This is a genomic window from Paenibacillus alba (genome assembly GCF_013204855.1).
Taxonomy (GTDB): Bacteria; Bacillota; Bacilli; order Paenibacillales; family NBRC-103111; genus Paenibacillus_E; species Paenibacillus_E alba.
Genome location: NZ_JABMKZ010000009.1, coordinates 183,419 through 205,619, shown reverse-complemented (window position 1 = coordinate 205,619; position 22,201 = coordinate 183,419). Strand labels below are relative to the sequence as shown.

General features: G+C 46.4%; 14 protein-coding genes. 3 read left to right on the top strand and 11 right to left on the bottom strand.

The window, feature by feature from the left end:
• Positions 1-616: 616 nt before the first annotated feature.
• The 3 genes from HQN90_RS14765 to HQN90_RS14755 form a co-directional block, all read right to left on the bottom strand.
• Positions 617-2,143, bottom strand: a complete 1,527-nt coding sequence (locus HQN90_RS14765) for a DHA2 family efflux MFS transporter permease subunit (protein WP_338042324.1) — start codon at positions 2,141-2,143, stop codon at positions 617-619.
• Between the two features lies 1 nt (position 2,144).
• A complete protein-coding gene (locus tag HQN90_RS14760) occupies positions 2,145-2,684 on the bottom strand; it encodes a PadR family transcriptional regulator (protein ID WP_173219791.1) in 540 nt (179 codons plus the stop codon).
• Positions 2,685-2,829: 145 nt separating this feature from the next.
• On the bottom strand, positions 2,830-5,874 hold the full coding sequence (locus HQN90_RS14755; RefSeq protein ID WP_173219788.1) for an EAL domain-containing protein: 3,045 nt from the start codon (positions 5,872-5,874) through the stop codon (positions 2,830-2,832).
• Between the two features lie 218 nt (positions 5,875-6,092).
• Between HQN90_RS14755 and HQN90_RS14750 the strand changes: the two genes are divergently transcribed.
• Positions 6,093-6,728 carry an FMN-dependent NADH-azoreductase gene (locus tag HQN90_RS14750; RefSeq protein ID WP_173219786.1) on the top strand — a complete coding sequence of 212 codons (636 nt, stop codon included), beginning with the start codon at positions 6,093-6,095 and terminating at the stop codon, positions 6,726-6,728.
• Positions 6,729-6,774: 46 nt separating this feature from the next.
• Here the strand turns inward: HQN90_RS14750 and HQN90_RS14745 are convergent, their stop codons facing one another.
• Both HQN90_RS14745 and HQN90_RS14740 read right to left on the bottom strand, forming a co-directional pair.
• Positions 6,775-9,420 (bottom strand): PAS domain S-box protein, encoded by a 2,646-nt coding sequence (locus HQN90_RS14745; protein WP_173219783.1) that lies wholly within the window; start codon positions 9,418-9,420, stop codon positions 6,775-6,777.
• A 111-nt stretch (positions 9,421-9,531) separates the two neighbouring features.
• Positions 9,532-10,305, bottom strand: a complete 774-nt coding sequence (locus HQN90_RS14740; protein WP_173219779.1) for an SDR family NAD(P)-dependent oxidoreductase — start codon at positions 10,303-10,305, stop codon at positions 9,532-9,534.
• Between the two features lie 454 nt (positions 10,306-10,759).
• Between HQN90_RS14740 and HQN90_RS14735 the strand changes: the two genes are divergently transcribed.
• Positions 10,760-11,659 carry an SDR family oxidoreductase gene (locus HQN90_RS14735; RefSeq protein WP_173219776.1) on the top strand — a complete coding sequence of 300 codons (900 nt, stop codon included), beginning with the start codon at positions 10,760-10,762 and terminating at the stop codon, positions 11,657-11,659.
• A 109-nt stretch (positions 11,660-11,768) separates the two neighbouring features.
• Positions 11,769-13,742 (top strand): hypothetical protein, encoded by a 1,974-nt coding sequence (locus tag HQN90_RS14730; RefSeq protein WP_338042323.1) that lies wholly within the window; start codon positions 11,769-11,771, stop codon positions 13,740-13,742.
• Positions 13,743-13,812: 70 nt separating this feature from the next.
• Here the strand turns inward: HQN90_RS14730 and HQN90_RS14725 are convergent, their stop codons facing one another.
• From HQN90_RS14725 to HQN90_RS14700, 6 genes are all read right to left on the bottom strand, one after another.
• Positions 13,813-15,372, bottom strand: a complete 1,560-nt coding sequence (locus tag HQN90_RS14725; protein WP_246362382.1) for an extracellular solute-binding protein — start codon at positions 15,370-15,372, stop codon at positions 13,813-13,815.
• Positions 15,373-15,449: 77 nt separating this feature from the next.
• Positions 15,450-16,325, bottom strand: coding sequence for a carbohydrate ABC transporter permease (locus HQN90_RS14720; protein ID WP_173219773.1), 876 nt, complete (start codon positions 16,323-16,325; stop codon positions 15,450-15,452).
• A gap of 11 nt (positions 16,326-16,336) precedes the next feature.
• Positions 16,337-17,293 carry an ABC transporter permease gene (locus tag HQN90_RS14715; protein WP_173219771.1) on the bottom strand — a complete coding sequence of 319 codons (957 nt, stop codon included), beginning with the start codon at positions 17,291-17,293 and terminating at the stop codon, positions 16,337-16,339.
• Between the two features lie 151 nt (positions 17,294-17,444).
• Complete coding sequence (locus HQN90_RS14710) at positions 17,445-19,310, bottom strand: cache domain-containing sensor histidine kinase (protein WP_173219768.1); 1,866 nt, start codon at positions 19,308-19,310, stop codon at positions 17,445-17,447.
• Between the two features lie 14 nt (positions 19,311-19,324).
• Positions 19,325-20,938, bottom strand: a complete 1,614-nt coding sequence (locus HQN90_RS14705) for a response regulator (protein WP_173219765.1) — start codon at positions 20,936-20,938, stop codon at positions 19,325-19,327.
• Between the two features lie 88 nt (positions 20,939-21,026).
• Complete coding sequence (locus HQN90_RS14700) at positions 21,027-22,091, bottom strand: LacI family DNA-binding transcriptional regulator (protein WP_173219762.1); 1,065 nt, start codon at positions 22,089-22,091, stop codon at positions 21,027-21,029.
• Positions 22,092-22,201 lie beyond the last annotated feature (110 nt).

The window sequence follows — 22,201 nt, the reverse complement described above, 5'->3', positions numbered from 1 at the left end:
CTATTCAACTGCCCCCCCCCCCCAACCCTGTTGCCAAGTTCCGCTGGAATAACTCCAGTGTTATAGGGTTTGAGAGGTGGAAACGATACTTTGGCTGGAGTTTATCCAGTGAAATGCAAAAAAACGTCCTCCTAGAGGCCGCAAACCCAAATTCCACTGGAGTAACTCCAGTGTTATCTCGGGTTTGAGAGGTGGAAACGATACTTTGAGTGGAGTTTATCCAGTGAAGTGCAAAAAAACGCCCTCCTTGAGGCCGCAAACCCGATAACACTGGAGTAACTCCAGTGTTATCGGGTTTGGAAGGTGGAGAAACGATACTTTGACTGGAGTTTATCCAGTGTGAGATGCAAAAAAATTCCTTCCTGGAGACAGCCTCATCGCCTTCATTTTCGCGAATCCCCAGAGGTATTCCGTCTATTCACTTTCCATCGCTTTCATTTCTCGCGAATCCCCAGAGGAATTCCGCCTCAATCAATCAAACGATAAAGAGCCAACTATCCCCATATAACGCAAAAGCAACTCTCGATTCCACGATCATCGTGGAACCGAAGGTTGCTTTGCGAAGTAGGCTGAAGCATGAACACCGCACATTGACTGATTGGGCCCAGCCTATTATTTACACATGCACCGCGGCAGTGGATTCTTGCTTCTTCGTGGCATCGAGTCTGCTCGTACCCACGAACAACGCTGTGATGACACCGATGATGCCGACACAAATGCTTAAGATAAAGCCGTGATTGATGGCTTTGGCCAATGCAACTTGCAGGAACTGCCGGATTTCCTGCGGAATTGTCCCTCCTGCCCGCATGAGCAGCTCCGGATTTCCTAATGTACTGATTTTATCCGCGGGAATGCCGACCTTGGCTGCTCCGTCCAAAATAAGCTGATTGAGATTGTTATTTACAATCGTCGCCATAATGGAGGCCCCCATAATACCGCCAATGCTGCGCCAGAAACCAACAATGGAGGAGCTGACGCCCATATATTTGGGATCAACATTGGCCGCAATTGAGCTTTGCGCAACGCTCATCAAAGGACCGATGGCGCCAAGCCCCAGTAAAATCATCAGCCCGATCATGTAACCGCTGGACGCATCCGGGCCAACATTAACCAACAAGCATGCTACTACAATAGTCATCAGCATACTAATCATCATCAGTGTGCGGAATGCAAACTTGGATTGTAAGAAGCCGAACAGTATGGCCCCGGCAATTAAGGAAGCCATCATTGGCGTTAATACGCCATTCGAATTAGCATGGCCTAGTACGCCAACTGTAAAAATAGGCAGATACGTAATGGCTGAGAACATAAGAACACCTTGACAGAAGCAGATGATGCTAGTTCCCAACACCATTTTGTTTTTGAAAATACTAAGCGGAAGCACTGGTTCAGGAACTCGCAGCTCGACCAGGATAAATAAGGCGCCAACGATTACAGAGACCGCAAACAAGCTAATTTCCTGCCAAGAGCTCCATGCGTAATTTTTGCCGCCCCATTCCAAGGCAAGCATTAAAGAGACTGTTGTAATAATGAGGAACACCGTTCCCAGGTAATCGATTTTGGGTTTGCGCTCAGAGCGCGTCTCTTTCAAGGCAATCATCAGAACGATCATTGAAGCCAAGCCGATTGGCACGTTGATATAGAAATTCCATCTCCAGCCAAAATGTTCGGCAATAAAGCTGCCTAATTGCGGACCTGCTACAGAGGAGAGTCCGAAGATCGCTCCGAAGACGCCTGACATTTTGGCCGCATCCTTCGGATCGTTAAAAATGGTATAGATAATGGTGAAGCTTATTGGAAATAAGGCGCCTGACCCGATGCCTTGAATGACACGGAACCAGATAAGCTGATCCACACTCTGAGCCACCCCGCATAAGGCAGATCCAAGCAGAAACATCCCGATCCCAATCATATAGAACATTTTCCGGCCGAATAAATCAGACATTTTTCCGAATACTAACATGGTGCTTGTGGCAGCCAACATATACGCCGTAAAGACCCAGCTAATTTTATCAAAAACATTGAAATCTTCGCTTAATTTACTAATGCAAGAAGCCACAATTGTATTATCCAAAGATGACATTAATAAACCAAGTGCCATAGCCAGAATGATAAGCTTCTTGCTTGAACTTGAACCTGTCACATTAATCCCTCTTTTCTTCGTCTTCTATTTGCTCCATTTGGGTCAGACCTTCTTGAATCGTTTCCAGTTTGGCCTTAAACTCTTTAATTCCAATTTGAATGCAGATGATTTGAGCAGGGTGCATCTCCTTGTGATAAAGCGAATACGTCTCATTCAACTGATCAAGGTGCTGCTGCGTTTGTATTTGAACCTTTTTCAGCCAGGTGATAACTTGCTCCGTTCCAACGTATTGGCCAAAATAAAGCCTCATTAAGAAATCTGACTTGACGCTGTCCCCTTCCATAGGGCTTGATAAATACGTTTGAAATTGGCTTTTTCCTTTCTCCGTAATGGTATACACATTTTTATTCGGCTTGCCTTCTTGCACAACACTTTCCTTCGTAAGCAGTTCTTCCTTCTCCAAGCGATGCAGAACTGGATAGATTGTTCCGTAGCTCGAGCTATAGAAATAGGAGAATAACTCCTCAAATAATTGTTTGATTTCATAGCCCGTTAACGAACGTTTCATGAGCATACCTAGAATGACATCCTGACTGTTCATGGTGCGGCCTCCTTTATTTCACTTTTTCATTTATATTACAATTATTAATATATCATATCAATATATACTGTGTCTATATATAAATGTTTATTCAAGCAAAATAAAAAAACCAGTTCTCCCTAAGGATTACTGGTTTGCTACGTAACTATGAATCGGTTTGCTTCGTTGCAAGGAAATCTTCAAATTGCTCTGCCGACATCGGCCTGCCAATGAAGTAACCTTGAATATAATCGCAATTAAGGTTCTTTAATTGGAGCAGCTGCTCCTTCGTTTCCACGCCTTCGGCAATGACGGATAAGCCTAGACTATGACTCATCGCAATCACAGCTTTCACGATCGTTCCGGCATCTCGGTCATTCCCTGTCATATCGCTAACGAAAGATTTATCAATCTTGACATTATGCAAAGGCAGACGTCTCAGCAGCATTAAGGAAGAATGACCGGTACCGAAATCATCAATGGCAAAACGAATCCCGCAGTCAACGAGCTCTTGCATCATCTGACAGCTGTACGCCATGTTCTGAATGGCCGTCGATTCCGTAATTTCCAGGCAAATGGACGATGGGGCAACTCCGATTTCTGCTAACACTTTCTTTACCCATTTTGAAAATTGCTGAATCTGAAAATGCTGCGCTGAAATATTGACGGACATCGTGAAGGAAGGCAGCCCTTGGCGCTGCCATTTCTTTAATTGGCGGCACGCTTCCTTGAGCACCCAATCGCTAATGGGGACAATGAGGCCGTTTTCTTCAGCAAGCGGGATGAAATCGGAAGGTGCAATCATCCCAAACTCGGAGGACTTCCAGCGCAAAAGTGCTTCCACGCCAGTTACTTTATGGCTTATGGCATCAACCTGCGGCTGATAGTGCAGCTCGAATTCTTCTCTTTCTATCGCCTTACGCAGCTGGTTGACCCGATTGAAGTTCTGAACGAGATGCGTGCTGAAGGCTGGTGTATAGAAACACACTTGATTGCGCCCGTTTTCCTTGGCTTTGTACATCGCCATATCCGCATGTTTGATTAACATTTCTACGGTAAGTCCGTCTTCCGGATAGAAACAAGCCCCGACACTTGCAGACGAATACGCCTCTTGTCCCTCAATGAGGATCGGCTCAGACAGATGGCTAATAATCCGCTCAGCCATCCGTTTCACCTCAGCCGAGCCGTGAATCGCAGGCAGGATGACGATAAATTCATCCCCGCCCAAACGTGCGATCGTGTCCTTGGAGCGCACACTCTTACGCAGCATTTCTGCTGTATGCTGCAGCAGCCTGTCTCCGGCATGATGACCCAATGTATCGTTAATGATTTTGAAACGGTCAAGGTCGATCATCAGCACCGCGAGCATCAAGCCTGCCGCTTTGCTTTTCTCCATCTCCTCTTCCAAACGCTCCTGCATATACGAACGATTGGGCAGCCCTGTCAACGTATCGTGGTAAGCAAGTCGAATAATGCGCTCTTCGTCTTCTTTCTTCTTGGTGATATCCGTGAACGTGCCAATCATCCGAATAGGTTGGCCTGTACGATCACGAATCACTTCACCGACGGTGTGCAGCCACATATAACCGCCATTGGATTGACGAACACGGTATTCAAGCTGATAAGGAACGCCATGCTCGAAATGCGCTTCCAATTTACAGCGAATGTTGGTCACATCATCTGGATGAATGAGATCTTGCAAAGATAACGGGTCCGGCGTTAGGTGCACACCGATACTTCCGAGCATTTTATACACACGATAATTCCATTCCATCTTATTGGTGAGAAGATTCCAATCCCATATCCCATCGTTCGTATTGCGAGATACGACCTCTAGATTCTCCGCCAGCGAACTGACTTGCCGATAAAGTCTTTCCCGCTCCAATGCCGCTGTTAAAATCGTATAACTATGCCGTCCTAAGTTGTTTATGAATAAATGGTTCAGTGTGTGCAGCGGCCCGACAAGCACTAGAAATCCCCAGTCCTGTGTTTCACTCGTAACCGGATGAACGAGAACAATATCCCCTCCCTCTGCGGAAACGGATACAGGGAAATTGTCAATAGGCGGGAACGCGGCTATCGAATATTCCGAACCAATGGCAGGAAGCGCCTCATTTTTCTTGCTAAATACACGATCGATGACAAGACGCTCCGAGCCAGCGTCTCCCGCTTCCCATAGCGCTAAATATCCCCAATGCGACGAGTTCCAAAACAAGTTGGACAGCTCTACCTTCTCATCGGAAGTAGCTCGAATCAGCCCTTGGATAAGCTCATAATTGGTGAACTCGATGTCTATAAGTGTAGAGCGCAGGCTTTCAACGGTTTGAAGCGATTCCTCTAAGCTTTGATTCACATGCTTCGTCTCGCCTAAGCAGCCGCAAGAAGACCGTTTGACTAGCGAAACGGCTATCGTCGTTATCCGCTGCTCAGGCACTTCTTTGCCAATCAGCATACGAAACATAAGATCACAGGCAGCCTTCGCCAATTGACTATGCGGCTGCTTAATTGTGGTAAGCTCGAAAGTCCGATAGGCCGCTTGCTCAATATCATCAAAGCCAATGACCGCAACCTGGCTAGGCACGTCGATTCCTCGCTCCCGCAGCCCTATCATCATGCCGAAGGCATTGGAATCCGAACCGGTTACGACAGCTGTGAAGGGATGACCATTATCCAGCAAGGTGAAAGCAGCCTCTCTGCCGGCATTCTGCATATCGCTGGGCAAATCAAGCACAAGCTCCGAATGATACGGAAGCCCCCTTTCCTGCAATGCTTCTCGATAAGCTTCATAACGCTCGCGTTGATCATAATGAGCCATCGCCGCCGCGAACGCGATCTGCGTGTGTCCATGATCGATTAAATGAACAACAGCCTCTTTCATACCGCCTCGATTATCTATAACCACGGAATAAAAGTCGGAGGCTTCTTCTTGGTAGCCAATAAATATGATCGGTTTCCCCGATTCTGAAATCGTTTGCATAAATGAATCACTGACAGCTTTCAGAATGATAATGCAAGCATCCATATGCTCAGCGAAAACGGGATGTGCCGTGACTGTGTCATGCGGATAATTCATATATGTTTGAATAATTGTCACTTGAGCATCGTAGGCTCGTGCTTCTTCGTTAATGGTTGAAAGCAATTTACCAAAATAATCACCGTCGACATGCGGCGTATATACAGCAATTCGGTAGCAGTCCGGTCTTATTGTCAATGGATTCCCCCTGCTTTCGTCTATGGTCATCATGGTAAAAACTCGTATGTATGCTAGGCTATAACCTCCATTTCGACATCGTTTGACGAAAATCCTTCGTATGTCGGATCCGTCATTCTTAACCAAACGGTTATTTACTATATTTATATTGCCTACTTACTAATAATAATCTATAATAAAACTGTAATTATTTTAAATATAGAAGGGAAGTACAATTAATGTCTACTGTTTTGTATATTACCGCACACCCGCACGATCACCAAACATCCTATAGCTTGGCTGTAGGTAAAGAATTTATTGACGCTTACCGTGAAGCGAATCCTTCCGATGAAGTCATCTATCTGGATCTATACAAAGAAGATGTTCCACAAATCGATGCTGATGTGTTCAGCGGTTGGGGAAAACTTCAATCCGGTACAGCTTTTGATCAACTGACTGATGCAGAAAAAGCAAAAGTTGCACGCCTAGGCGCACTTGTAGACCAATTCGTTGCTGCTGATAAGTATGTCTTTGTCTCCCCAATGTGGAATTTCTCCTTCCCTCCAGTTTTGAAAGCATACATTGATTCCGTAGCTGTAGCAGGTAAAACATTCAAATACACAGAAAACGGTCCGGTTGGCCTACTGACTAGCAAAAAAGGATTACATATCCAAGCTAGCGGCGGTATCTACTCCGAAGGTCCTGGTGCTACCATGGAAAGTGGCTTCAGCTACTTGAAAAAAATCTCCTTGTTCTTCGGTATTCCTTCTTTCGAAGCTCTTTTCGTTGAAGGTATGGCACTCTCTCCGGATCAAGCTCCGGCGATTAAAGAAAAAGCAATCGCTAAAGCCAAAGAGCTTGCTTCCAGCTTCTAAGCTTGGCATAACAAAGGCTGCCGACACACGTGTCGGCAGCCTTCTTTTATCTGATTGCAGGTTGATTCTGCTTCTGGTACTTCTCAATCATCTCAAATATAACGCCAGTTTTTATCGGTTTACTGATGTAATCATCCATACCGGCTTCCAAACACTTTTCACGATCACCCTTTAAGGCGTTAGCCGTAACCGCAATGATGTAAGGCATTTGTTCCGGCGGCAGCATGTCCTTGATCTGTTTGGTCGCATCAATCCCGTTCATTTCCGGCATGCGGACGTCCATGAAGATGATGTCATACCTATCATAAGCCAAGGCTCGGATAACTTGATTGCCATTTTCAACGATGCTTGTCGCATGGCCCATCTTTTCAATCATTTTGGTCAAAATAATCTGGTTAATTTCGTTATCTTCCGCGATTAAAATTTTCAATGGTTTCAGCGCAGTCGGCTCCTCACTGGCAGGCAAATGAGTTGGCTTGGATTCATCCTCAAGTTCCTTCAACCAAATCGTGCACACGAAAGTTGCCCCAAGCTCGTCTGTATGTTCAACCCAAATATCTCCGGACATAAGCTCAACCAGCTTCCGGCTAATCGCTAACCCTAATCCCGTTCCCTCCGATTTACGTGTCATAAAACTCTCCAATTGATGAAAAGGATCAAACAAATAGATCAACTTTTCCTTCGGTATGCCGATACCGGTGTCTTTAAATGTAAATTTGAGCTGGCGCCTGCCGTTCTCGCTTCCCCCATCTTCAACCCGAATGCTCACTCCGCCACTCAGAGTAAACTTAATCGCGTTGCCGATGATATTCAACATGATCTGCTTGACACGATCGTAGTCGCCTAGTAAGGCATGGGGAATATCTGGCGGGACATCTATGTCAACATAGAGATCTTTCTCCGTTGCCTTAGGCAGCAGCACATCGCGGGCCTCGGCAATACAATCTCTGATATCCATGGATTGCATTTGCAGTTCTGTTTTGCCGGCTTCGATCTTGGAGAAGTCGAGAATATCGTTAATAATGGTAATGAGTGTATTGCCGCTTTTATGAATGATTTCAACATACTCTTGCTGCTCATCATCCAATTCCGTCGTATTTAGAAGCAAATCTGTCATCCCAATGACGCCATTCATGGGGGTTCGGATTTCATGGCTCATCATGGCAAGGAACTCACTCTTGGCTTTGTTTGTTTTCTCAGCGGCTTCCTTGGCAATTAGAAGCGCCTTTTGCTCGGTCATATCTTTGGCAATGACATAATATCCGGCGTTTTGCTTATTGATAATGATCGGGGCTATCGTGACAAGCACCTCTACGTCATGGCCGTCTCTATGCCTAATTTTATTAATATTTCGCTCTGCGGTGAGATCTTCCATCGAGTTGGACAAGATATGGCTTACGTTTTGTTCACTGATGAATTTGGAGATATTCTCTCCTCTCATTTCTGCAATGCTGTAGCCGGTCAGCTTCGCTGCCATCTCATTTGTGTTAATGATTTTGCCATGGACGTCCAAGGAGATAACAGCATCATGGTTGTATTTCTTCAAAGAGTTGTACCGCTCTACCGATTCTTGCAATTTCAACTCATTTAATTTGCGCTCCGTAATATCTTGAGTAGTTCCATTCATGCGGGTCGCGCTTCCATTCTCATCGAACAACACCGAAACGCGTATTTGCATATATTTAATTGAACCATCGGGCTGCAAATTGCGGAATTCTAAACTAGAAGAACCACCTCGCTTGGCTTGATCCGTGAAGGCTTTGAATTGCAGTTGATCTTCAGGATGAATAAGCGTGATAAGAGCCGTCGGGTCCGTGGGCAAGCTGTTTTTTGGCAAATTATAAATGCGGAAAAATTCATCTGAGAAGCTAATCTTTTGTTCCAGGAAATCAATTTCCCAACTTCCCAGCGCTGCAATATGCTGAGCCTCTGCCAGACTGTCCTGATACGTCTTGCGCTCTGTAATATCACGGCCTATCCCTAATATGTTCAGCAGATGACCTTGCTCATCCCGAATAAGTTTCGTGGCGGTTTCCAGCCAAATATAGGTACCATTTTTATGACGTGCCCGATATGTAAATATATTCTGGTCGATCAATGACGTGGACTGCATCTGTAATAAATCATCCGGGTGGTTTAATTCCGTACTCTCTCTGCCTATTAATTCTTCAGGCTCATAGCCCAATAGATCGCAAATTGATGGTGATACATACTGAATTTTACCGTCAGGATTCACAAAGGTAATAATATCTTGAGCATTTTGCGAGATCAGATCATACCTATCTTCAATCTCTAACAATCTTTGATGTGTCGCCTTTTTCTCTGAGATATCAATCATATGAATGATAAAATAGAGCGGGCTCGCTGTCTCATCACGAACAACAGAAATCCTTACGGACGTCCAGATCAAGTTGCCGTTTTTCTGAAAACATCGCTTCTCTATTTCATCAAAGCATTCATTCCCGCTTAGCAGCTCTTCGAGCCGTTTGCTCACCCTCGGCCAATCTGCCGGATGAGTAATTTCCTGGAATGCAAATCCTTCTGCTTCTTGTTCCGTATAACCCAAAGTTTCATAGAAAGATGGATTGACTTTACGAATCATTCCATCGGTAGACACCAAGGCTATCGCATTAGGCGCGCAAGTAAAAACTTGTTTAAATACTGGATCACGATTGAAATCGATTTTATGCAAGATTATTCCTCCAATCATTTCTCCGTCTTTGTCCCCATACCCCTATAAATTAGGGCGTATTTGGTTCCATTATGGCATAAAACAAATTGAATTGCAGGACTTTATCCACAATCAGCCTTCGTCCTCCGCATAAATCATTTTAACTGACATTCCGCCATCTATCGTCAAATTCTGGCCTGTGATAAATCCCGCTTGATCGCTGGATAAATACAAACAAGCTGAAGCGACATCTTCCGGCTTCCCCACTCGGCCTACCGGATGCTGGCTGCGATCTATCTCGGAATGGACAGGCCTTTCCTTCTTGGAACCGCTCTGCCAGTCTCTTACCTCGATCCAACCCGGTGAGATCGCATTAACGCGAATGCCGTAATCCCCTAAACTAACCGCCATGGCGTGAGTTAAGGCAGCGATACCACCCTTGGAGGCGGAATAGGCCTCGGTATTCGCTTCAGACATGTACGCTCTCGTGGAGGCCATGTTAATGATAGAGCCCCCTTTGCCACTCTCCTTCATCAGGCGAGCCGCAGCTTGCGAACAGAGAAACGCGCCTCCCAAATTGACCGAAATCACCCGGTGGAACTGCTCCGCCGTCAATGCCAATACGTCTTCGTTATGCATGATTCCTGCATTATTGACTAACACATCAATGCCGCCTAATTCCGCAGCTGTGCGTTCCATCCATAGACGGACTTCCTCTTCCTTCGATATGTCCAGCTTCATAAATAAAGCATCATTCGTATAGGTTTTCAAGAGGCTCAGCGTCTCCATACCAGCATCATAATCTACATCGGCGATAGAGACACGATAACCTTCCTTGGCATAAGCCAAAGCTATGGCGCGTCCTATTCCTTGACCGCCACCTGTAATGGCTGCAATTTTGGGCATATGATTCACTCCTTTTCACTATTTTACCCTATCTAATCCTTAAACATATCATTCACACAATTCTAGCAAAAAAAGACCGCCACCTTATCGCATAAGCGAAGGTTGACAGTCCTAATTGGATTCGCCTCTTACGGAGCTTCAATCCATGCTTTACTCATCCGCGCAAGCGAGATCTTGCTCCCTGCGGGCCTCTTTTTTGACTTTATTGTGAGAACGCTCTCACAACTAGTTCAATCATACTTACTCTCATCCCCCTGGGTAATCCCTCTAACTTGACTTTAAGGGGGCTTCTTTTTACTTATTGCCCTCTACCGTTTCCTTCTCCCTATTTGCTGAATGATTTTATCAAAATGATAAATAAGTTTGGCTTCAATTATTGCGTAGATTCGGTCACTCTTCTGTGACTAGGTGAATATCCTGCATATGAGTACGCGACAACAGGAGGATAACCCTTATGTACCCCATATACCCTTATTATGGTGAAGAAAAGAAATGCGAGCTGACTCCCCTATCTTTTCCTCCGCAGCATCAAGACCGTCAGCCAGGCTTTGAATATGTAATGAATCCGCTGCCGATCTCGGATAACCCGTCTTATGTCGGAAGCGGCAAGCTCTTGGATAAAGTAGCCATTATTACAGGGGGCGACAGCGGTATTGGCCGCGCAGTGGCCATTGCCTTCGCCAAGGAAGGCGCAGATGTGGCCATTCCTTATTTCGATGAACACGAGGATGCCGCGCAGACTTCCCGCATGGTGGAGAAGTATGGCCGGCGCTGCTTGCTTTTGCCGGGAGATCTGCGCGAAGAAGCTTGGTGCCGGGAAGCCGTCTGCCAAACCGTCGAGCACTTCGGACGATTGGATATCTTGGTCATTAACCAAGGCGTACAATTTCCTCAGCCGAATATTATCCATATAACACGTCAGCAGCTGGAGGATACGTTCCGAACGAACATCTTTCCGAATTTCTTCCTCACCCAAGAAGCATTGAAGCACTTGAAGCCAGGAAGCTCTATCATCAGCACAACTTCAGTTACCGCTTATGCCGGAGCACCGCTCCTGCTTGATTACTCCTCCTCCAAAGGAGCGATCGTTTCCTTTACGAGATCACTGTCCCTGCAATTGGTCCAGTATGGTATCCGAGTGAACGCCGTTGCTCCAGGCCCCATCTGGACTCCGCTTCAACCAGCCAGCTACTCGGCCGAATATATCAAAACCTTCGGTGTTGACACACCGATGCGCCGTGCAGGCCAACCCTTCGAGCTGGCTCCAACCTATGTCTATTTGGCATCGGACGATTCCGGCTATGTGACAGGTCAAGTGCTGCATGTAAACGGTGGCACGATGACAGAAACATAAAGCGCCTGAGGTCACTGAAAGAAAAGCTGCCAGCTGGCAGCTTTTTCTAGTATAACGCATTTTATATGGTAAAATAGTGAAAAAAAGTAATAGAGAAGGAGACTCCGCTGTGATCCGAACGAAACTAGCGTTAACGCTCTTATTGGGAATAAGTATGGCGACAACAGCAGCTCTTCATCAAGCAGCAGCTTCTGAATATGAAGATACTCCTACGGAAGCCGCAGATGGGATTCATATTCCCAAGAGTTTGACGTTGCTGGAAAATACACCCTATTATGTAATTCCCAATGCCTTGAAAAATAAAGCCGAAGGCTCGTTCTCTCCTCAGGTGGTTGAAGTTGTAGAAGCCGAATCAGGCTGGGCAACCAATCCAAGTTGGTGGAAAATTCATACCAGCAACGGTGATAGGTGGGTGAAAACATATCCACAATCGATCGATGTGCCTCCTCCTCCCTCCATCACGCTGCTGGAGAACACGCCGATCTATGCAAACCCCAAAGACAATATCCCCTCTTCGGCCGTGTTGTCTCCGCAGGAGGTTGTCATTGCGGGAGCCGAAAAGCAATGGTTTTATAGTCCTTCTTATAAGGAAAGCAGAGATAAGTGGCTGAAGATACAGACAAGCTGGTTGGGAGATCAGTGGATTCATTTGCCTGTCAAGAAAATCGGTTCCTACCAAGCTGCAAACAAGAGAAAATACTATGCGCACGTGGAAGTTAGCGACTTCCCCTTTATGAACTATCCTTCATCGGAACAAGATGCAACTTACATTGAAAATCAGATTCTAAGCGAAGCAGGGGAATTCCGCTCTCCGGCAGGCAGCATCTACCAGATTCATACGGATAAAGGGCTGCAATGGACTCCATACTCCGGTCAGCTTGTGATAGACAAGGATGACACGATCCAACGTCATTTGCCAGCTCCCTTATTTCCTGCCCCTTCCGAGTATGCTCAGGAGCCGATCCTAATTGCCCCCCAGACGCTCAAGGTATTCGAGGAGATCCAACCCTATCAGTTCAACAGGGCGAATAACGTTTGGTATCATGTAAAGGCCAACGAAGGCGAGGGCTGGTTCAATCCAAGGTTCGCGGATCCCGAAGATGCCAAGCCTGAAAGTGCAACCATTGAATTGCGTTCGACCACGACGGGACTGCTTCGCTATCCGGATGAAAATATCCTTTTGAACAACGGTATCCTAGGCCCCCAATCCTTACATCCGCTTGCATCTTGGACCAATTCAGACGGCATTCAGTGGTTTCAAATATCTACATTCCTTGGCAATGCGTGGATTACACTGAATCCTCAGTTGGATCGCATTCATCCAGCCGGCAGAGAGCTGGATAAGCCTATCATCGGTGATATAAGCAGTAAAGGAGCTTTATACCTGAATGACAATAACCTTACATTCGGTAACGCCAAAGTAGGATACGATTTAGACGGACAGTTATATCTCGATTCCGCCTTTCTAGCGAAAATGTATCATTACGTCCTATCGGGTCCGAGTCAAGATAACAAATGGACATTCGACGATGGTTTAGGCTACTCTTTTCAAATAAAGCCCGGCGAGCAAGAAGCGGTCCTGTTCTGGCAGGGTGGAAACCCGCGAAAGCTGCCGCTATCCACTGCTCCAACAAGCTCCTCAGCTAATGGTGTGCCCAATCTGGGCATCGAAGATATGAGAACATTGTTGGGCGCCTCCACACAGATCCAGCCGAATCACAGCGAGGTCATCTTGAGCGAGGTTCAATATACGTTTGAGGGCTTCAATCCGCCTGCTGCGGTGGAAGGCAATACTTTGCATCTTTCCGTCCTTAGCTATGATAATGAAAGATTAGCCCCCTACGAAGTAAGAAATAGCTTAAAACTGTACGTCTACGATCGGAATTCAACTAATTCGCCGGGGACATCCTCCGAACCCGTGGTTGCCTCCAATCAGAGACTCTATTACTTGAACTACACCACCGTACTTAACGATATTTCCTTAAATAAGCAGTTGAAGCCAGGAGTGAACCACTTGAAGGCCGTTTTCAAGGTGGGAGAACGTGTGCTTCTAGAGCGCGACTTCGATGTACAGTCGCAATGACCTTAGCCCAACCCCTTCAGCAGCCGCTGGAGAGGTTGGGCTTTATCATAATCTGGTGATATCAATTCTGTTATTTCTTCACGGTTGCATACCAGTCATTCACTTCTGTGAAGCTTGCGTCTCCACCTGATGCTTTGAATTTTGTAATGAACGCATCAATACCGCTCATCGGCTCAGCCCCGAAAATCAGCTTCGTTGTATAATCGCTTGACATCGTATTCAATTGCAGGAAGTTTTTCGAGAAAACGGCCATATACGGCGCATAGCCTAATTGATCGACGACTTTCGTCGACGCCGGTGCCAATCCGTTCATTAGGTTCCACCCATCGAACAAACGCATATCCTTGCGCACACGAGCCTGCCAGTACGTCGGATAATTTTTGTCATCCGTACCCATCAAGAAGTTGTTCGCTTGGTTGCGCTCATCCGTAAAGATCGGCTGAATCGGCGTATACGTACCGTCTTTGAACGTATAATGCTTGTTTTCCTCGCCGATCGCCATCTTTTTGAAGGTTTCCTTCTCAAGCTTGGCGTTCATCCACTTAATCGCATCTTCCGGATGCTTGGATGCTTTCGGGATGAACGTAATGCGGTCAAAACCTCTGGCAGCGGATAACGCCGCTTTGCCATCTTTGCCTTGTAAGGCGGACAGAAAGCCAGCTTTCGCAGTTGGAACATTTTTGACCAAAGCATCCATGATTACCGGTACATCCGACCAGTTCAACATAATGATCCCTGCTTTGCCGCTTGTGAATTTCTCTTTGGCGGTAGCATCCTTGTTCGCTGCAAACTCTTTATCGATTAAGCCTTGTTTGAATAAATCGGCAACGAAAGCCGTATAGTCCTTGAATGCCGGATCCATCACCCGAGGGATCAGCTTGCCATTCACATCATTCCAATAGTTCGGCATGCCGAAAGCGCCTACAATATTGCTGATGAAGGAGGCTTCTCCACTCATGGTCAGCCCGATATTCTTGTCGCCGTTTCCGCCTGGATCTTTCTCCTTGAAGGCTTTAAGGACAGCCACAAGCTCATCAAGTGTCGTTGGCATCTTAAGGCCCACCTTATCCAACCAGTCCTGACGAATAAACAAGCTGGTTGAAACCGCATTTAAACTTTTCGTTGGAATTCCATAAAGCTTCCCATCCACTTTGGCTGCTTCCAGCGCTTCCGGGTCAACAGACGCTTTAATGTTGGGTCCAAATTTATCAATAAGCGGTCCCAAATCGACCAAAGCGCCTTTTTTGGCATAATCGGAGTAGACTGCTTTGAAATCCGTGGATCCTACTGTTGTTATGGCATCATAGGGTTCGCCGGAAGCGATCAGGATATTTAATTTATCCTGCGGTTTATCCTGCGGCAGCATGTCATACTGAACTTTGTACCCTGTAGCTTGCTCCAGGAATTTGGCTACCGGATACGTATTGTAGTCATCCTTTTGCCAAATCTGCAAAGACTTCAGTTCAGGCTTTGGACCTGCTGCCGCAGGCGCTGCGGTTGCAGCGGTGGATGCCGCCGGTGAAGATGGGCTCCCGGAGCTGGCGCCTCCCGAGGAACAAGCGACAAGCGATGAAGCGGATAAACAAGCTGTAAGCGTGACGAGCATCAGCTTTCTGTGTTTTTTCAACATACATAAACCCTCCCTATGTCATTATGTAACTATATCATTAAGCCTACGATGAGAGCATCTAGGGCGTTAACGCTGCGTTAGCCTTTCACAGATCCAATCAGAACGCCTTTGACAAAATGCTTTTGCAGGAACGGATATACCAGCAGCATGGGAATAATAGAGGCAATAACGGTAGCCGAACGAATGCCTTCCGGTGATATATTCATCATGTCATCAACGCTTTTATTCAGTGCGGAAGAGCTGTCTGCATCCATAACAATATCGCGAAGATAGAGCTGCAAAGGCTTGAGGCCCGGATTGGAAATGTACAGCATCGGGTGAAAATAGTCATTCCAGAAATACACCGCATAGAACAGCGCGATCGTCGCAATCACCGGTGTGCTCAAGGGAAGAATGATGCGGAACAGGATCGTGAAGTTACGGGCGCCGTCCATTTTGGCTGACTCCTCCAGCGCTTCCGGCAACGATTCATAATAGCTTTTGATGACCAGCATGTTGAACACACTTATTAGAGCTGGCAGCATCAAGGACCATAGATTATTAATGAGATGGAGTTCCTTCATGAGCAAATAGTTCGGAATAATGCCACCGTTAAACAACATGGTGAAGATGAACATGAGCAGGATGAACGGTATCCCGGGAAGATGTCTTTTGGATAAAGGATAAGCTGTCAATGCTGTCAGTAGGATGGCGAGCACGGTACCCACGATCATCACCAGCAAAGAAACCGAAATGGCATGCAAGAATTGGCTGGATGACACCACATATTTCATCGTATCTAACTGAAATCCGACAGGAATTACGCCTACCTTACCGGAAATAACGGCGGATTCATCACTTAATGCTTTGGACAAGACGTTGACCATGGGCAGCAGCGTAAGCAGCCCGGATAGCAGCAAAGCCGCATACACACATACATCCATGGACCAATCGCCAATTGTTTTCTTTTTCATCGCTGCACCTCCTACCATATGCTTCGCTTAACCACTTTTTTGCTAAGCTCGTTGCCCAGCACGATCAAGAGGAATCCGATAACGGAATTGAATAAGCCTACTGCCGTGCTAAAGCTGTAATCCTGCTGACCCAATCCTTGGCGGTAAACAAAAGTTCCAATCACATCACCGGATTGATAAACAACGGAATTATACATCGTTAAGATTTGCTCGGTTCCCGCTTCCAGCAAGTATCCCAGCCGCAGGACAAGAATCAGGATGATCGTTGGGATGATACCTGGAAGCGTAATATTCAACATCTGACGAATACGCCCTGCTCCATCAATGGATGCCGCTTCATACTGTTCTTGCTCAATACCGGCAATCGCTGCAATGAAAATGATAGTGTTCCAGCCGGATTCCTTCCAGCCAGCCGTAAAGACGATCACACTTCGGAAGAAGTCATTATCCAGAAAAAAGGAAATCGGTGTGCCTCCGAAATATTGAATCACATTGTTTACGAGGCCGCCGCTGGGGGAAAGTATCGTAATAAACAAACCCGAAATGATGACCCATGACAAGAAGTGCGGCAAAAAAATGATCGTTTGAACCGTTCGCTTAAACCAGCTTCTGCGCACTTCATTCAGCAGCAGCGCAATGACAATCGGTACCGGAAATAGCAAGACGAGCTTGTACAAACTGATCAGCAAGGTGTTCATGAACACTTGCAGAAATTCATCCGAATGAATCAATTTCGCGAATTGCGCCATCCCTACCCATTTGCTTCCTGTGAAGCCATCGAAAATATTGAAATCCATAAACGCAATGATGATCCCATACATGGGCGTATATTTGAATAGCAGCAAAAACAGAAGTCCGGGAATCAGCAAAACATAGAGATCTATATTCGTGCGGAACAGTTTCCACCTATTCTTGCTGACCTTCGCCGTTGCGACACGTTGTTTCACTTCCGCTGCTGTGACACTCATATCACGCTCACCTCCAAGTTGTATATTCGTATTATAAAGGGGACTGGTCTTGCAGCTGTAGATGGTGATCTTTGTGTTTCTGGTACTTTTGTAAGGTCTTTATGTATAAAAAAAAGCATTCCTCGTAAGAAAAGGAATACTCGATGTTATATTAAGCTTCTGATTCATGAGACTGGCAGCGGAATCGCGCCGTAATCGTAGTTCCCTCGCCGGGACTAGATTGGATGTGCAAACCGTAGGCTTCTCCTGAAAAAAGCTTACTTCTCTCATTCACGTTATATAATCCGTAAGAGCTGCCGGAACCGTCATTTCGCATCGTTGGCCTAGGCTCCGTTAACAGACTTTGGGCAAGCTCAGGCTCCATGCCAATGCCATCATCTGTGACAGACAGCAGCAGGTCATCCCCTTCGACGACAGCTCGAATCGTAATTTTCCCGGTTTTCCCTTTGGATTTCCGTATGCCGTGGAGAAGGGCATTTTCTACAATGGGCTGCAGTGTGAGCTTGGGGATGTAGAAGGAGTCCAACGACCGCTCCTGTCCTTCTGCTCCCCCATTGTCATGAGCAACGCTAGTTTCAAATTCAAACTCGAAGCTTTTGGGAAAACGCGTCTGCTGAATTTCCAGATAAACCTTCGCCAGCTCGAGCTCATCGGTAACGGTGACGACATCCTTGCCTTTGTTCAAGCTAAGCCGGAAATACTTGGCTAACCCGTCAATCATTTGACTAATGTCATGAGCTTTGTGACCGATAGCGATCCAGTTGATCGTATCTAATGTGTTGTACAAGAAATGAGGATTGATCTGCGCCTGAAGGGCACGAAGCTGGGCCTCACGCTCCTGCACCTTGGATTTGTACGTCTCCTCCATTAAATTCCTGACACGATGAATCAGATGATCGACGCTTTTCTCCAGTAAGTTGATGTCCCCATCTGACGTACCATACCTCTCATCCAATCCCTCAATACCCTCTCGTTTAATCACTTTAATGACGGTTTGCACGCGACGATTCATCCCACGCACAATAAAAGCCAGCAAAATAAAAACGAGAATAAGAAACAGAACCGTTACCCCTGTTAATGTCGCCACACTGGAAATTTGATTTAACGAAGCGGCGCGTGAGCTAATCCCTTTCTTCGGAACCTCTGCTACCAGCTTCCACCCTGTTGCGCTGATCGTTGTATAAACAACATACTGCTGGCTGTTATCCTCCTCTATGGCAGAGACACCTTCATTGCTTTGTTCAATCGTATTCAACACGGCACTTGATTTCAGCTTCGTTCCAAGCAACGATTTATCGCTGTGCAGGACAAGGGTTCCGTCAGGAGCCACCAAGAATACCTGCTGCTCGTTGTTCAGCTTAATATTCGAGAGGATATTCTCTAGAATTCTCGCATCCACATCAATCGATAGAATCCCAGATATATTGTCATAGTGGTCAGGATCACGCAAAATACGAAGGCCTGAGAAAATATAAGGGTCCTCATTCGGGATGTCAATAAAATGTTCCATGTAGGCACCCGTCCAAACGAGAAGCCCCCCGGCATTCAGTACATCCTTGTACCACGGGCTTGCTTTGATACTTTCGTAGGGGAAGAAATTCACTTTCTCATGCGAGAACAGCTTGCTGTCATCGACATATAAGCGCACACGGAACACATTCAGATTCGTTCTGGCATTATCCACCATATAACGCAGTTCATTCAAGGCATCCAATTGATCGCCATAAGAGGCCGATGTTCGTAAATAGGTAACCAGTTTCGGATTCATAAATATCGCATTTGATGTATCGCGCAAGGAATTGATTTGGTGATTCAAATTAATTTCCGCCTGCTTCAGAGTTTGAAGCATCGTTCGCGTCACTTCTTCTTCCAGAATACGCGAATATCGCTGGGAGTAGGCATACAGGAAAATGGAAGCCGGGATCAGGATCAGCACAACATAGGCGATCAGCCAAAGTTTTGCCGCAAGAACGCTTTTGAAAATCATGGATACGTAAGTCCAGCCTCGATGTATCATTTGCCCTACCGCCTCTACATCACTTGATCACGAAATGAGCTTGGGGTAAATCCGGTATATTTTTTAAATATTTTGCTGAAATAGCTTGGATCGGAATACCCCACTGCATAACAGACCTCATAAAACTTATTGCCCGGATCTTGGAGCAGCTCCTTGGCTTTATCCACACGCACCTTCGTCATATATTCATTGATCGTTTCGCCTGTCTCCTGTTTGAAAAGAAGGCATAAGTAGGTGGTGGAAAGGAACACTTCGGCGGCAATATCCCCGACCTGAAGATTATCCGCAAATCGCTTATCGATTAAGGCACGGGTACGTTCTATGACATTTTTGGCTTTGCCGCTGCGCTTCTCTCCGATGCGCCCGCAAACCTCAAGCAAGCGGTATTCAACCAAGCGTCTCAAGTCATCCAAGGTCTCCTGTTGAAATACCTTTGTGAGCTGCTCGTTCTCTACATTCTCGGCACCTTGTTTGTGAACTTGAAGCTCCAACAGAATCCGGCTCGCGAGCAGCAGCAGCTGCAAGCTTAGATTGCGTCCATAAGCAATACCGTCTGCACGGCTGTGAGAGAGTGCAAGAAAGATCGCGTGAAGCTCCTCGCGCACCTTGGCGATATCTGCCGCTTTCAGGGCAGATATCATTCGCTCATTCTGCGAGGCATCGAACCGATAAATGCTGTCCTCGCGCTGTTCTAGATTATCCATGGAAATAATCTGATTCTTCCCGAGAAACCAACGCTGATCGGCTGCTTCCTTCGCTTGGGAATACGACTGAGGTACATTGGCAAGCTTGGAAACGCGCTCACCTACGCCGATCGTCACACTAATTTTCAAATAGCTGTAAAGACTTTGGCGAACTTCTTCCGCTAAAGTAAACAGCAAGCTCTCTTGGTCCTCATCCACAATTCGAAGAATGCCCACGAATTCGCCGATTTGATTTTCGAAGGCATAGCCGCCAATCTCTCGCTCAATCAACTCTTGCACAATATTAATCACAGAATAGGAGAGCAGCTGCTGATCTTTTTCTGACCGAGTTCGCGCCACCTCAGCAGCATTATCGATACGAATCACAATAGCTAAATAGGCTGTTTCCAGCGGAAGCTTGAGCCCGAGGAATTGAATGCGATCCTGAATCCGTCCGGGATGCTGGACTCCTTCTCGAATTAGCGACATCAGGAATTTCTCCCTAAGCAGGGGCATGCTCTGTATCAGTTTCACTTGCATATCCTCAATGAGCTTCCGCTCTTGCTTCTCTGTCCGTAAGGTATCGACCACTCTTTGGATAACGACAGCCAGCTCGCTCAAATTAACAGGCTTGAATAAATAATCTACCGCTTTCACTTGCAGCGCAGATTTCAAATATTCAGCATCATCATGGCCGCTGACAAACACAATTTTGATATGCGGGAATCGTTCACTCAGCTTATTCGACATCTGAATGCCATCCATATTCGGCATACGCACATCGGTCAACACCAAATCCGGCTTCTCACGTTCAATCAGCTCTAAACCAACGTCGCCGTCATCCGCATCCCCAATCACTTCAACTCCATAAGCTTGCCAATCAAAATAGTTGCTCAGTCCAAAGCGAACAGTCGGCTCATCGTCGATAATGACAAGTTTATACATCTCGTATTGGCCCCCTTATCACAGCAGTTCTTTATATTATAGCTTGGATAAAGCCGAGGCATATAGGAGGATCTTATGATTTCTGGTCTTATCTTGTGATAGAGGATGCCCTGTTCGTGGAAGCGACGGAAGTCGTACTCCCTTCATCAAAATCGCCTTGAATGCGAATATGTTCAAATGGCAGCGTTGGATTGGCAATTCGCCACAGCATGCGATCCGCAGCCCTATACCCCGTCTCGCTAATGGGCAGATGAGGTCTTGTGAGCAGCGGAAGCGAATCGGACTGTTCATTCAGAAATCCGACCAAAGAAATATCCTCGGGAACGAGCCACTCCAGCTCCTGACAAAGCTCGTAGACCGTCTGTACCTCATGGTCGATTCCGCAAATAATCGCACTTGGCCTATACCGCTCCATTTGAGCCTTTAGCCCAATACGCCACTGTGCCAGATCAGTTCGTAGACCGATGGAATGCTCAGTAGGATCGATTGCGATCCCTTCCGAATTCATCGCATGGCAGAAAGCTTGCCAGCGCAAAATAAACCCCCGCTGCACTTGAATATCCCCTACATACAGGATTCGCTCATGCCCTAGGCCTCGCAAGTAAGCTACCGACTGAAAGGTAGCCTCATACACATCCCAAATCACACTATCTATTTTCACACCTGGAGGAGGGAAGCTGAGCAAGATCCGCGGTATTTGAAGCTTAAAAAGGGCTGCCTCCCACGCCTTAGGTACTATGCTGGGCGCAATAAAGATGCCGTCCGCGTAGATGACGCCATGCTCCTCCAGCCACTCGGCCATCCTCTCCTCCCTTATGTTCTGAGGCAGCATCAGCAGCTCGATGCGATGACCGAAAGAGAAAAACCGATTCTGCAAACCTTGCAGCAGCAGTCGATTATATGCAACGGACTCAGCTGTTTGCACCAAAAGAAAACGCAGCCTTTCGTTCGGATAAGGCGCAATATGATCCAGTCTAAGGCTGCGAATTTGATCCATCGTATAGTAACCGAGCTTTTCCGCTGTATGGACAATAAGCTGCCTGGTCGATTCGGACATGCCGTGTTTCCCTTTCAGAGCTTTGGATACGGTTTGGACCGTCAGCCCAAGCTCTTTGGCAATCGTTTTTAAGGTAACAGCTTTGCGGGTTGGCATGAAAAGTAACCTCCATTGTGTCCAACATAATGTGCGTATTTCCCCGTAATCATATCACAGGACCATTTTTAAATTAAACAAAAGTTAAACTAGTTCCTCCGAAGCTGAAC

Coding starts and splice junctions, on each gene's coding strand:
- HQN90_RS14760 (WP_173219791.1), bottom strand. CDS start 2,684: ATGAACAGTCAGGATGTCATTCTAGGTATGCTCATGAAACGTTCGTTA.
- HQN90_RS14750 (WP_173219786.1), top strand. CDS start 6,093: ATGTCTACTGTTTTGTATATTACCGCACACCCGCACGATCACCAAACA.
- HQN90_RS14740 (WP_173219779.1), bottom strand. CDS start 10,305: ATGCCCAAAATTGCAGCCATTACAGGTGGCGGTCAAGGAATAGGACGC.
- HQN90_RS14735 (WP_173219776.1), top strand. CDS start 10,760: ATGTACCCCATATACCCTTATTATGGTGAAGAAAAGAAATGCGAGCTG.
- HQN90_RS14725 (WP_246362382.1), bottom strand. CDS start 15,372: ATGTTGAAAAAACACAGAAAGCTGATGCTCGTCACGCTTACAGCTTGT.
- HQN90_RS14720 (WP_173219773.1), bottom strand. CDS start 16,325: ATGAAAAAGAAAACAATTGGCGATTGGTCCATGGATGTATGTGTGTAT.
- HQN90_RS14715 (WP_173219771.1), bottom strand. CDS start 17,293: ATGAGTGTCACAGCAGCGGAAGTGAAACAACGTGTCGCAACGGCGAAG.
- HQN90_RS14710 (WP_173219768.1), bottom strand. CDS start 19,310: ATGATACATCGAGGCTGGACTTACGTATCCATGATTTTCAAAAGCGTT.
- HQN90_RS14705 (WP_173219765.1), bottom strand. CDS start 20,938: ATGTATAAACTTGTCATTATCGACGATGAGCCGACTGTTCGCTTTGGA.
- HQN90_RS14700 (WP_173219762.1), bottom strand. CDS start 22,091: ATGCCAACCCGCAAAGCTGTTACCTTAAAAACGATTGCCAAAGAGCTT.